At 71.2% G+C, this 12,635-nt stretch carries 11 protein-coding genes; 6 read left to right on the top strand and 5 right to left on the bottom strand.

The annotated features are described in order from the left end of the window. Positions 1-15: 15 nt before the first annotated feature. Both AB0J86_RS34060 and AB0J86_RS34055 read right to left on the bottom strand, forming a co-directional pair. On the bottom strand, positions 16-2,139 hold the full coding sequence (locus AB0J86_RS34060; RefSeq protein WP_363861808.1) for a hypothetical protein: 2,124 nt from the start codon (positions 2,137-2,139) through the stop codon (positions 16-18). A 32-nt stretch (positions 2,140-2,171) separates the two neighbouring features. Continuing rightward, the gene (locus AB0J86_RS34055; RefSeq protein WP_363861807.1) at positions 2,172-2,432 is read right to left on the bottom strand and encodes a hypothetical protein; all 261 of its coding nucleotides are present in this window, start codon (positions 2,430-2,432) and stop codon (positions 2,172-2,174) included. A gap of 494 nt (positions 2,433-2,926) precedes the next feature. Between AB0J86_RS34055 and AB0J86_RS34050 the strand changes: the two genes are divergently transcribed. From AB0J86_RS34050 to AB0J86_RS34030, 5 genes are all read left to right on the top strand, one after another. Further along, on the top strand, positions 2,927-3,805 hold the full coding sequence (locus AB0J86_RS34050) for a helix-turn-helix transcriptional regulator (protein WP_363861806.1): 879 nt from the start codon (positions 2,927-2,929) through the stop codon (positions 3,803-3,805). Next, a complete protein-coding gene (locus AB0J86_RS34045) occupies positions 3,798-3,998 on the top strand; it encodes a DUF397 domain-containing protein (RefSeq protein WP_363861804.1) in 201 nt (66 codons plus the stop codon). The genes AB0J86_RS34050 and AB0J86_RS34045 overlap by 8 nt, the downstream gene beginning before the upstream one ends. Positions 3,999-4,340: 342 nt before the next feature. Further along, positions 4,341-4,601 carry a hypothetical protein gene (locus AB0J86_RS34040; RefSeq protein WP_363861802.1) on the top strand — a complete coding sequence of 87 codons (261 nt, stop codon included), beginning with the start codon at positions 4,341-4,343 and terminating at the stop codon, positions 4,599-4,601. Beyond that, positions 4,598-5,254, top strand: coding sequence for a hypothetical protein (locus AB0J86_RS34035; protein ID WP_363861801.1), 657 nt, complete (start codon positions 4,598-4,600; stop codon positions 5,252-5,254). Before AB0J86_RS34040 ends, AB0J86_RS34035 begins: the two co-directional genes overlap by 4 nt. Beyond that, positions 5,247-5,693, top strand: a complete 447-nt coding sequence (locus AB0J86_RS34030) for a hypothetical protein (RefSeq protein ID WP_363861800.1) — start codon at positions 5,247-5,249, stop codon at positions 5,691-5,693. The genes AB0J86_RS34035 and AB0J86_RS34030 overlap by 8 nt, the downstream gene beginning before the upstream one ends. A 159-nt stretch (positions 5,694-5,852) precedes the next feature. On the opposite strand, the gene AB0J86_RS34025 is transcribed toward AB0J86_RS34030, so the two are convergent. Further along, positions 5,853-6,485: a G5 domain-containing protein gene (locus AB0J86_RS34025; protein WP_363861799.1), complete on the bottom strand. Its 633-nt coding sequence runs from the start codon at positions 6,483-6,485 to the stop codon at positions 5,853-5,855. A gap of 510 nt (positions 6,486-6,995) precedes the next feature. On the opposite strand from AB0J86_RS34025, the gene AB0J86_RS34020 reads away from it, so the two are divergent. Then, positions 6,996-8,276, top strand: a complete 1,281-nt coding sequence (locus tag AB0J86_RS34020; RefSeq protein ID WP_363861798.1) for a phosphodiester glycosidase family protein — start codon at positions 6,996-6,998, stop codon at positions 8,274-8,276. Positions 8,277-8,384: 108 nt separating this feature from the next. On the opposite strand, the gene AB0J86_RS34015 is transcribed toward AB0J86_RS34020, so the two are convergent. Both AB0J86_RS34015 and AB0J86_RS34010 read right to left on the bottom strand, forming a co-directional pair. Next, positions 8,385-9,260, bottom strand: coding sequence for a DMT family transporter (locus AB0J86_RS34015; protein ID WP_363861796.1), 876 nt, complete (start codon positions 9,258-9,260; stop codon positions 8,385-8,387). Between the two features lie 271 nt (positions 9,261-9,531). Continuing rightward, positions 9,532-12,366: a glycoside hydrolase family 9 protein gene (locus tag AB0J86_RS34010; protein WP_363861795.1), complete on the bottom strand. Its 2,835-nt coding sequence runs from the start codon at positions 12,364-12,366 to the stop codon at positions 9,532-9,534. Between the last annotated feature and the right edge of the window lie 269 nt (positions 12,367-12,635).

Raw genomic sequence — 12,635 nt, 5'->3', positions numbered from 1 at the left:
CACCGGCCACACCGGTCACGAGCTGGTCAGGCCGAGGGCGGTGACGGCGGCGGCGAGGGTACGGGCCCGCGCGAGCGGCCGGACGCCGTCCCGCTCGCCGAGCCGGACGTGGCAGCCGCCCGCGTCGAAGCGGATGGCGACCGGCCGGCCCGGGTAGTGCGCGCCGAGGCGTTCGATCAGTGGCGTCGGGTCGGTGACGGCCACCGGTACCGGCAACTGCGGCACCTCGATCGGCTGGTCCGGCTCGGTTGGCACCGCGTCGACCAGTGCGTTTCCCAGGTATCGGAGGCAGTGCCCGATGGCCGCCGCGAGCGTCGGACACACCGGCGGGTCCAGCCGGTCGGGCTGCTCGGATGTGCCCCGCTGGTCCGGCTGACCAGGCAGCGGTCCGGACGGCTCGGGCGGCACGATCTCGACCTGCCAGCGCTGGCCGTGCAGCTTGCGCGGGTCGTCCGCGTCGAGCCGGTGGTCCTCGATGGTGACCACGACGGCCAGGCGCAGCCCGAGGGCGAGCCGGATCAGCACCGGCAGGGGCGGCACCTCCGGCGGGGCGGCCACGACGATGAACCGGGCGCCGGGCTGTCCACGTCCGGCGGAGGCGACGTACTCGATGACCGGGTCGGCGCCGGGGCCGGAGGCGGTGACGACGCCTTCGCGCAGGTCCTGGCCGACCTCGTGGCCGCCGTCGGCCTCGGTGAGTTCTCCGGACGGTACCCCGAAGATGGCCGCCCACCGGTCGAGCCGATAACGCTCGGCGAGCCGGTAGACGGGCCGGCCGCCGGGTTGGGTGGCGACCAGCTCGGCCGGTTCGCCGGGTTGCGGACGCCAGAGCTGGTGCACGACGCGCGAGCGCAGGTCGGTGACGGTGACGGTGAGCGCCGAGTAGATCCGGTGGCTGTCCCGGCAGGTGGGGCAGGGCAGCGTCGAGGCGGCGAGGCCGGTCCCGGCGCAGCTCGCACAGTCGGCGTCGACCGGCCGGCCGCCGAGGGTGCAGAGGCAGCGGCGCAGGCGGCTGTCCGGGTCGCAGTCCGGGCAGACCGTGTAGGGGATCGGGTCGCCGCGCCGGACCGAGGCGGGCGGCTCCCAGTTGCGCGCCAAGCTGGTGACCCGCCGGCTGACGATCTGGCCGGTGGAGCGCTCGGCGAGAACCTCGGTGGTGTCGCCGGGGCGCAGCCGGGTGTGCCACCAGCGGCCGTCGCGCCAGATCGCCTGGGCGCCGGCCGCCCCGCCGGCCGCGTAGAGGGCGTCGCGCGCGTCGGCGTGGACCCGGCGTTCGACCTGGTCGAGGTCGATCACGGGCGGCCACTGGCGTTCGGGCGAGGCCGGCCCGATCGCGTACGCCGACGCGGCGAGCCCGCGTCGGCCCAGCCCGTCGAGGGCGTCCTGGACGGTGGTGGTGGCGACCGCCTCGGGCAGGTCACGCGCCCGGTGCGACGGGTTGGCGGGCACCGGCCCACCGGCCACCTCGTAGCGGACGTCCCAGGAGAGGTCACCCCACGGTTCGTGGCGGGCCTCCACCATCAGGTCGAGGCAGAGCAGGTCCGCCACGGCGCAGAGCCACCCCAGCGCCCGGTCCGGGTCGAAGGGCTGCTGCGCGCGGACCCGCCCGAGGTAGAGCCGCCACGGGTAGAAGTCCTGTCGGGTGATCGCCTCGGCCTCGATGGCGTACCGCCGCTCGGCCGGCAGGTCGGGCCGCCAGGACGGCAGCGGGGCGAACTGTTCCTTGAGGGGACGCCTCGCGTCCCAGATGTCGGTGATGGTCTCAGCGCCGACGGCGGCGGCCAGGTCGCGTACCACCGGGGTGAGGACGAGGCGCCAGCCGCCGTCGGGCGCGGGCACCGGCTCCAGCGACCCGGGTACGACGTTGCGCGAGGCGACCGTACCGGTGTCGAGATTCGCCACGGTGAGCACGAGCTGGGCCCGGCGGCGTCCGCGCTGCTCGCACCGGGTGCAGGCGCGCGCGACGGTGCCGGTGCCCTGGCAGACCAGGCAGTCCCGGTACGGCTTGCCGTCCGGGTCGCCTAGGTCGAAGTCGACCACCAGCCGGTCGCCGCCGCTGACGCAGGTGCACTGGACCAGAGTGAAGGTGAGCCCGACACAGTCCGGGCAGGTGATCGTCAATTCGGTGCTGGACGTCATGGGTGCCGCCTCCGGCGGGTGGTCGTCGCTGGTCACCGACGCAGCCGCCGGCTGCACGGTCCGTCGTGGTCGTTCCCGAGCAGGCACCGCCGGCCGCCGGGCAGTCGCAGGTCGCAGAAGACCCGATGGCGTACGCCCTGGTCGTCCTCGGCCGAGACGGTGGTCTCGCCGGGGTCGACCTGGCGCAGGAAGCTCATCCCCCGGGCGACCACCCGGGCGAGCCGCTGCGCGGCGGCCAGGTCGGCGGCGATCACCGGGAGGTGAACGACCCACCGCTGTCCCGCCGCCCTCACCGGTGCCCCCGGGCGTTGGCTCTCCGGGCACGGCGGTCAGGTAGCGGTGCGTGACCGGCGGACCGGCCACTGGCGCTCCCCCGAGTCGACCGGTCCGGGGTACGCGAGCGGCGCAGCAACCGCACGACGAGACACATGCCGAGGACCTGCCTTCCGGATCGAAGAATGGAGGGTGGTCCGCCCGCTCGCCTCGAACGGGCGGACCACCCGGCCCCACCGCCGCAGCTCCCGTCACAGGTGCGGCAGGCAGGGCTGCCCAGCTCAGCCCCAGTTCGGCGGGCTCCACACCGGGCCGTGGAGGCAGTAGAGCATCGCCCGGAATCAAATGCAACGTTTAACAGGAGAGATCAAAATAGCGAGTCCTTGATCGACACATTCTCTTAGTAACTTGTCTATTGTTTCTGATACACCAGGCCCGTTTAATTGGCTGCGGCACGTCTCAAGTACCCGATCCACGGAGGCCACCGGTGTCACAGTTAGTAACCGGATCGACGATGCTGCGGCGACAGATCGGCCGGAAGTTCGAGGCGCTACGGAAGGCCGCCGGGCTGACCATGGACCAGGCAGCGGCGCAGCTCGACCGGGCACGGGCGACCCTGCACCGGATTGAGAACGGCGCCGAGAACATCCGGTACCGGCAGGCGGACGTCGAGCAGATGCTCAACCTGTACGGCGCCTCGAAGAAGGATCGGGAACTGCTGCTCGCGTTGACCGCCGCCACGCGTGCGAACAAGAACTGGTGGCACGACTACATCGGCTCGGGCCTTCCCCGCTGGTTCCAACTCTATATAGGACTCGAATCCGCCGCTGCCAACATCCGCCAGTACCAGAGCGAACTCATCCCCGGCCTGCTTCAGACCCGGGCCTACGCCGAGCAGTTGTTCCTGATGCCCGGCGGTGCGATCGACTCGGAGGACGACGCCGAGCGGGAGCGGGCGATCCGGCTCCGGATCGAGCGACAGAGCCTGCTGACCCGCTTCTCACCCCCGCAACTGAGCGTGATAATCAACGAGGCGGTGTTGCGTCGGCCGGTCGGCAACGACAAGATCATGGCCGAGCAGCTTCACCAACTCCTGAAGGCCGCTGAACTACCCAACGTAACCATCAGAGTGCTGCCATTTTCTGCCGGGCTTCATGCCGGCGCGATGGCCGGAGCCTTCTCAATCCTGGAATTTCCACGGGACGACGCCGGCAAGGAGGTGGAACCGACGGTGACCTACCTGGAGGGTGCGACCGGGGCCATCTACCTAGACAAACCACACGAGACCAGCGCCTACGACAAGATCTGGGCAGACATGGAGAACCGCGCCCTCAACGAGTCCCGATCCAAGACCATGATTCAGCAGCTAGCAGAGGAGTACGACCGTGCCTGATCTGACCGGCGCCCGGTGGCGCAAGTCGAGCCGCAGCAACAACGGCGGGGAGTGCGTGGAGGTCGCAGACAACCTGCCCGGTGTCGTAGGAGTCCGGGACAGCAAGGACCCAACGGGCCCGGTCCTGGTCTTCAACCCGGCCGACTGGACCGACTTCGTCACCGCCGCCAAGCACGACACGTTCAGCCGATGAGCCAGATGCGAATACGGCGACGTTCCGACAGGGCCGACATCCAGTCCAGGACTAACGCTCTGTGGCCATCGATCCGCGCTCGCACACGCCCGTCTACACACAGCTCGCCGACCTGCTGCGCGACCGCATCGAGCCCGGAGCGCTGCCGCCCGGCTCGACGAGGGCGTACCGGTGCTTGAGGTCCAGCACCCGGAGGGGACGGTCGAAGTCAACCCGGTGATCAAATCGAACTCACCCGCCCGTAGCGCCATAACCGGGACCTCGGGGCTGTCACCGGGACCGGGTCTTCGGTAGTGTTCAATGGCGCACTCAGAGTAGCGGCCATCCGACCAAGGGCAGTCGATGAGCATCGAGCAGGTGAAGGCGACGTTCCATCGCGCTCTTGAGGCTGCCGATCAGGCAGAGATGACCATCCGATCGGCTCGGGAGGCCGGCACCGAGGCGCTGACGCTCGCCGGGATTACGGTGCACGACAGTCAGCACGGCGCGGCGCAGAAGGGGCTTCGACTCGCTGGCGAGGCTGTCCGCGAGACCGAGCTGGTACGCCGTCGCCTACAGGGGGCCAAGGAGGCGACCGAGAGATACCTGGGGACCCTGGGGTGAGCGGTGATCTCGGCGAGGTCATACGTCAGCTTCTGCGGGTAATCGGCGAACTGGATCGTGCCGCCGTCACTGCGGGCCGTGCACGCGACCAGGCCGAACAAGCGCTCGCCGCTCTGACGGAAGCCGCTCAGGGCACAAACGACCCAGCGGCCAACCAAGCCATCACGGAGGCGCGAACCGCAGCCGAGAAGGCGGGCAAGAGCGCCAGACTCTTCGCCGAAGCGGCAGGCGCGTTTGCCGAGTACGCCAATGTCATCGTCCCAGGCTCGGCGCCCACACGAACGTCTACGCCTCGATCGCTACCCGACGGACAAGCCCTTGCCAGCTCCACCGGGCCCGGCGGGCCGCTCTCGAGCCGCCTCTTCCGCAGGATGACCAGTGTCCCCAACGCCGACGACGGCCTCCAACACGCGAGCAAACTGGCGTCGGCGATTCAGGACGCTGCGGGGAAGGGTGCGACCGCAGTACCCCGCTCTCCCGATCCGATCATCAGGGCAGCCGAAACCCGGGGTGGCTCGGCCGGCGACGCGCTGTTGGCGGCGTTTACATTGGCCCTCCTCGGTGTCAAGGGTGCCGAGGTAGCGGGCCGGCTCCGCAAGAAGGTTCAAGCCGACAGGCGATCAAAAAAGCAGGAAGGCGATACCAATGGATGACAACACCAGGTTCCTCAAAGCCCTCCTGTTGCAGGACTGGGACACCTACGAGAAGCTCCGCGCAGAGTTTGAACAGCAGGGCAAGGGCACCCCGGTTGCGATCATCAATTCCGCCTTCTACCTGTCAGTACGACGGCGGTTCGGGACCACCAGGGACATGCGCGAGATCATTCGATTCGTTGCGGACGCGCGGGCCTTCCTGTCCGAGGGCCGCGACCTACCGGCGCAGGAGGCGGAAGCTCTGATCGCCGCCACGCTGGACCTCGACGCGCCCGGGGTGGCCGAGACGGTCGAGCGCCTGGACGTCGGCACGATCGCCGAAATCGAGGGACAACTCCTCTTCAGACTGGTCGCGGAAGCCGAACTGTCCGAGCAGCAGTTGGACCTTCTCTTGACCGAGGCGGAGGACCTTGTCCGACAGTGGCAATCCGCCTCTTGAGCGCCTCAGGCTGCGCTCGGGGGCCTTGACGACTGTCGTGAAAGCCCTTCGGGGGCTTCCACGACAGTCACCTGGGGAAACCGACGATCACGTGCTTCGCCCGACAGCGCGGTTTCGGCAGAGGGCATTCGACTGGAGATCGGGACGTCGGTCTCCCGCTCAGTCGTCGCAGCCGATGCCGTCGCCGTCACGGTCCAGGTCGTAGATGTCGCTCCCGACGACCCGTACGGGGCCCTGCACGTACGCGGGGCCGTTGCCGCTGCCGCCGGCGCAGTCGACGTCGCTGGCGATGGGTACGCACGCACCGCTGTAGTTCGGGTCGCACCGCTTGGTCTTCTTCGTGCCGACCGCGACGACCTGGGTGACCGGGTTCTTCGTGACTTCCTGTCGTACCAGTTTCCGGCCGGTCTCCACCCCGTCGGTCAGCGTCACCTCGTAGACGAGGGTCTTCACACCCGCGACACCCTTCGCACGCACCTTCCGAACGCCCTCGGCCAGGGACGAGTCCTTCACCGTCTTCTCGGCGAACGGCAGCCGCTGCGTCTCGGTGACCGTTCGCTTCTCGACCACCGGCTGCGCCGGGGCGGACGGCGTCGAGGTGGGCGCGAGCGGCGTCGCGGACGGCGTCGCGGGCGCGCTCGCCGACGCTTGGAGCGCCGTCGGGGTGGCGCTGGCGGCCGCGGCTCGCCGAGGCGGTTCGGTCGGCGGCCCCACGATCGCTCCGACAGCCGTGATGCCGACGCCGCAGACCAGAACGAATGCGAGTATCCCGCCGACGACGAGAAATGCCATCTTCTGTCCCGGGCGGAGACCTTGAATCAGGTCCAGCGGCGTGTGGATCGCCCTGCGGCGGGAGTCCGCTGCCTGAGGCGGATGAATCCGCGCGTGCGGATGATGCGGCTCTCGTGGCGGCTGATATGTCACCCGGGCAGTCTCATGCGATCACTAGATCAGCCACAGCGGTCGAGCAGCGGCGATTCGGCGGACGATCGGCTCACGCACCGGCGCCGGTCGATCTCGTCAGCCCGCCCTGTCCGGCCCTCCGATCGACCGGACGTGTCGGTGCCGGTCGCCCTCCCGGCCCGGCCGACCCCACGGCCGGTCGATCGACCGTCCACAATTGGCAGCCGGACGGCGCCCCTCCCCCTGGCCGCTCGACCGACCGGCTCGGGGCCGGCGCGCCACCGGCGGTTCAAGTCGATCATGACGGGTGTTCACCCCGGTGTGGTCGGCTACCTGCGCAAACCCTGACCCGGCCGGGCCCGCCGGCCCGCCGGGCACGAAGAGAAGGAAGAGGTGGCGATGCGACCAGCACCACTGGTACGCGCACGGGTGGCGACACTTCTCGCCGCGGGCCTGACCGCGTTCGCGGTACCGACCGGGGCGGCCCAGGCCGCGACGGTCGCGCCCGCCCCGGCGCCGGCGACCGGAGCAGCGACCCAGGCCGAGGCGGTACAGGTCACCGGCAGCCAGCAGCTCGCGCCCGGCGTGGCGTACTCGTCGTTCGAGGTGCAGACCCCGCGCGGCGCCACGCTCGGCTACCTGCTCACGGCCGACCTGCGTAACCCGAAGGTCAGCCTGGACCTGCTGCACCCCGCGTCCGTCGCGCAGCGCGAGGTCGTCTCGGCGATGGCCAACGAGCAGCACGCGATCGCCGGGGTCAACGGCGACTTCTTCAACATCAGCGAGACCCACGCCGGGGTCGCCCCGACCGGGTCGTCGGTGGGCCCGGCGATCGCGGACGGCCGCCAGCTCAAGGCCGCCGTACCGAACGCGCAGCGCTTCGGGCCGGGACTGCCGCCCGGCACCTCCACCCGCGACGTCTTCGCGGTGGGCGCGGACAAGCGGGCCCGGGTGACCAGCCTGGAGCTGGCCGGCGAGGTCCGCACCCCCGCCGGCAGCATCCCGCTGACCGGCCTGAACCAGTACGCCCTGCCGGTCGGCGGCGTCGGCGTCTTCACCTCCGACTGGGGCAGCGCCTCCCGGGTACGCGCCACCTGCGGCAGCGACACCAGCCGCAACGACCCGTGCAGCACCGAGACGTACGAGGTGACGGTGCGCCACGGCGTGGTGACCTCGGTGAGCACGACGCCGGGCGCCGGTCAGATCCCCGGCGACACCGAGGTGCTCGTGGGCCGCGAGGGCGGTGCCGACCAGCTCGACGACCTGGCCGTGGGCGACCGGGTGAAGATCGACCACCGGCTCGAGGCCGCGGAGCGGCCGAAGCTGACGTTCGCGGTCGGCGGGTTCCCGATCCTGCGCGACGGCGCGCCGCTGGCGGGCGTGGACACCAAGACCGCCGCGGTACGCAGCTCGGCCGGCGTCAGCGCCGACGGGCGGACGGTCTACCTGGTGGCGCTGGACGGCCGGTCGGCGGTCAGCAAGGGTCTCACCATCGCCGAGCTGGCCGACCTGCTGCGCTCGTTCGGCGCGGACGACGCGGTGAACCTGGACGGCGGCGGGTCGACGACGGTAGCGGTGCGGGCTCCGGGCGAGTCGACCGTGACGGCCCGCAACAGCCCGTCGGACGGTACCGAGCGCGCGGTGGCGAACGGCATCGGCATCTTCGCCGGCCACCGCTGACCGCCCCGCCCCGCGAACACCGCCCCGAGAACCCCCTTCGATCTAGGGCAAATCCACGTGATTAGAGATCGTCTAGCAACGATTTGCCCTAGATCGACGGGGGCGGACTCAGTGCTGGGCGCCGTTGTTGCCGTTGTTGCCGTTGTTGCCCCGGATGGTGTGGGCGAGCCAGAGTACGAAGATCATCAGCAGCCCGGCGAGGATCTCGATGGCGAGCCGGGGCCCGTCGACGCTGAGCTGCTCGTGGAAGGCGGTGATGCCGATGCCGATGCTGACGACCGGGTCGGTCATCGCGATGGTGGTCAGCGGCGCCGCGATCGGGCCGCCCTGGAAGGCGTTCTGGTTGAGCATCATGCCGCCGACGCCGGCCACCAGCAGCGCGTACACGTGCCAGTGGGAGAAGGTCTCCGGCAGCCCCCGCCCCAACTGCACGGTGACCGACTTCAGCAGGGACGCGGCGAGCGCGTAGAGCAGTCCGGTGGCGACGCCGAGCAGGATCCCCCGGGTGGTGTTGCGGGCGCACCAGGCGAAGAAGAGGCAGGCCGCGAAGACCACGGCGAGCGCGGCCATCACCCGCAGCCAGTCGCCGGTCTTCGGCTCGTTGATCCCACCCCGGGGCGCCGCCGCGACCAGGAACGCGGCGAGGCCGATCGCGCCGAGGACCACCACGGTCAGGTCGCGGGCGTGCGGGCGGCGCTTCTCGAAGGCCGCCTCCAGCGGGATCGCCAGCAGTACCCCGGCGAGCAGCATCGGCTCGACCAGGGCGAGCGGGCCGAAGCGCAGCGCGACGGCCTGGAGCACGGTGCCGCCGAGGTCCGGCACCCAGCCGGCGAACCACATCGGTTCGCGCAGCAGTTGCAGCAGCAGCCGGGGATCGAGCGTACGGGTCTGCTTCTGCCGCTTGGTGGCGCGCTGTTCGAGCACCGAGCCGACCGCGAAGAGCGCCGCCGCGGCGAGCCCCAGCACGATCGCGACGACGCTCACCGCTCACCGCACCGGCGGGCGCCCGCGGCGGCTGGCCGGCGGGCACTCATCGCGTACCCGAGCCGCGAGGCCGGGACCGGACCGCTCCCACCGCCCAATTGTCCAGATGTTGGCGTTTCCTCACCCCGGGAACGGCGAGAACGGCTCAGAGTTGCCGCCGAGGGGCCGACCCGACGCCGCCGGGCCGGCCCCGACCGGGCCGCGTGCCGACCCCGCCGGGCCGGGCCGGACCGGATCACGGACCCGACGCCGCCGGGCCGGCCGTGGCGGGTCAGGCGACCGTGCAGGCGGCCCCGTTGAGCGTGAACGCGGCCGGCCTCGGGTTGCTGCCGCTGTGCGTACCGTTGAAGCCGAAGCTCGTCGACGCGCCCGGCGCCAGCGCCCCGTTGTAGGAGAGGCTCGCGGCGGTGACCGAGGTGCCGGTCTGGGTCACCGTGGCCGACCAGGCCTGGGTGACCCGCTGCCCGGCGGTGAAGCTCCACGCCAGGTTCCAGCTGGTCAGCGCGGTGGAGCCGGTGTTGGTGACCGTCACGGTGGCGCTGAAACCGGTGTTCCAGTCGTTGGTGGCGTACGTGATCCGGCAAGCGCTGGCCGGCGGCGCGGGCGCCGTGGTCACGGCCACCGGCGCCGACGGGGTCGAGGCGTTGCCGGCGGCGTCGAGGGCCACGACGTAGAACTCGTACGCGGTCGCGGGCGCCAGCCCGGTCACGGCGTACGTGGTGCCGGTGACCGTGGCCAGCGGTACGTCCGTGGCGCCGGCCTCCCGGTAGACCCGGTACCCGCTGACCGCGACGTTGTCGGTCGACGCCGCCCAGGTCAGGGTGGCCCCCGAGAAGGTGACCGCCGAGGCGGTCGGCGTGCCGGGCCGGCTGGGCGGGGTGGTGTCCGGATCGCCGCCCCCGACCGGCGGCGTGGTGACCGAGAGGGTGGCCGAGGCGGCGGACTCGTTCCCCGCGTTGTCCCGGGCGACCACCGAGTACTGGTAGGTGCGGCCGGGCAGCAGCCCGGAGACGGTCAGGGAGTTGGTCGACGCCGGTCGCCCCACCACCACGTCGTTGCCGACCAGGAGTTCGCGCACGGTGTAGCCGGCGAGCCCGCTGCCGCCGCTGTCGGTCGAGGCCGCCCAGGTGAGCGTCACGCCGGTCGAGGTCAGCCCGGAGGCGACCGGGGTGCCGGGGGCGCTCGGCGGTGTGGTGTCGGCCGGCCCGGAGTCGGGCTCCTGCCCCCAGACCCGCGCGCCGGCCTCGTAGAGCGGGACGTTGCGGTTCGGGCCGGCGGTGGCGGAGTACGACGGGTCGTTGGCGGGATCCCAGGTTCCCCCCTCCGGTACGCCGACCTTGAACTGCACCTCCATCCGGTGCGCCGACTGGCCGGCCGGCGCGATCGTGTACCCGGCGCAGTTGACCTCGACGTACCAGAGGTCGCCGGCGGCCTGGCGGGCGGCGGTCGGCGCCGGGCAGCCCTGCGTGTACGAGCTGGTCACCTGGATGGCGCTGGTCCCCTCGCGGCGGAAGTAGTAGCGGAACGCGGAGTTCTTCAGGGCCCGGGCGGGGAAGGCGGACCTGTTGTAGACGATCGCCTTGATCCCGGTGGCCCGCGGCTCGTTCTGCATCACCGTGGTCTCGACGGTCAGCTCGTCCATGTCCGGCGCCTCCGGCTGCGGGAAGTTCGCCAGCGGCGTGCCGCCGTACTCGGAGTAGAGCCGGACCAGCGCGGAGGTGAAACCGGCGTTGTAGTCGGTGGCGACCTCGTTCATCACGTAGTCGCCGCGGCTGTCGGTGTACGCGTCGTCCGGCGCGGACGGGCCGCCGACCAGCGCGCCGTAGAGCACGTGCCGGGTCGCCTCGGGCACCTGCTGGCTGTCCCACCAGGAGCCGTGCGCGGTGCGGTGGTGCGGATTCTTGGGCGGGTTGGCGCCGAAGCCGATCATGTAGCTGGCGCGGCGCGGGTTGTCCCCGAGCGCGTAGTTGATCTGCCGTACGGCGAAGTCGTGGTAGCGGGCCTTGCGGGTCGTGTCGGTGGTCTTGTCGGCGTAGACCAGGGCGGCGAAGGAGGTGTTCGCGGCGTAGCGCAGCGCGCCCCAGCTGTCGAGCACCGCCATCCCGCCCGGGGAGGTGCGCACCTTCTCGCCGTTGACGCCGACGGTCCAGTAGTCGAGCCAGCGGTTGGCGTCGTCGACGTACTTCTGCTTCCCGGTCAGGTTGGCCAGCAGCACGTACGCGCCGAACTGCTTGTTGTCCCAGGCCACGGTCCACTTGTAGAGCCGGGTGCTGGACTGGGGTTCGGTGCCGAGCCGGTCGTACTCGCTCTCGGCCTTGGCCAGGTAGCTCGCCTCGCCGGTGGCCCGGTGGAGCCAGATCGCGCCCCAGACCAGTTCGTCGGTGTAGCCGCTCCAGGAGCGGTAGAAGTTGGTCGCGTCGGTGATGCACTCGTGGTAGGCGCGCCGGACGGTGTCGGCGAAGGTGTAGAGCTGCCGGGCGTGGCCGAGCAGCCGGTCGGCGTAGGCCGCGTCGGTGGGGCGGAAGACCATCGAGGAGGCGGCCATCGCGGCCGCGGTCTCGCCGGCCAGGTCCGCGCCGCCGCAGCTCGCGTCGATCTTGTACGCGGGCCGCGCCATCGGCAGCACCTCGGCGGGTCCCCACCACTTGTGGTCGTCGTCGCCCTTGCCGACCTGCCCGTAGAGCACGTTGGCCGACGGGTGCGCCTTGACGAAGTAGTCGTTGACGAAGCGCAGGTTGTTCAGCAGGTGCGGGAGCTGGCCGGAGGCGGCGTACGCGGAGCGGTACTCGACCGCGCCCCAGGCGAGCATGGTGGTGCTGAACGCCATCGGGAAGCCGAACTTGACGTGGTCGCCCGCGTCGTACCAGCCGCCGGTGAGGTCGAGGCCGGCGTCGGCGCCGTCGGTCAGCGCCGAGTCGCCGCGCCAGGAGACGCGGTTCCAGTCGGGCAGGGTGCCGGACTGCTGCGCCTCGTAGAAGAGGAGCGACTTCTGCAGCGCCTCGGCGTAGTTGTAGGTCGCGGCCGGGGCGACGTCACCGGCACCGACGGCTCCGGCCGGGGTCGCGGTCGCGGCCCGCGCGGGCGCGGCGGCGAGCGAGGCCGTCACCAGCAGCGCCGCCGTCGTACCCAGGAGGCGGTGGTACCAGTGTCCGGACCTTGGCCGATTTCCGGACCGCCGGGGTTGACCTTTCGGGCGGACCGGTGCCGTGTCGTCACGCATTAGAATCGCTCCTGTCCGTGGAGCCGCGCGCGGTGACGCGTTTGCGGAGGACATGAAGGGGCGGGTGTGGGCGCATCCGCCCCTTCCCCGCATCCGGCACGGCCTGCTGGGGTGGGGGTTCGTTGCGGCGCGGAGGGAGTTTCCGGCGAAGGCCC

Origin of the sequence: Micromonospora sp. NPDC049559 (assembly GCF_040676675.1) — a bacterium.
Lineage (GTDB): Bacteria > Actinomycetota > Actinomycetes > Mycobacteriales > Micromonosporaceae > JBFAPK01.
This window is presented reverse-complemented; position numbering and strand designations above follow the sequence as displayed.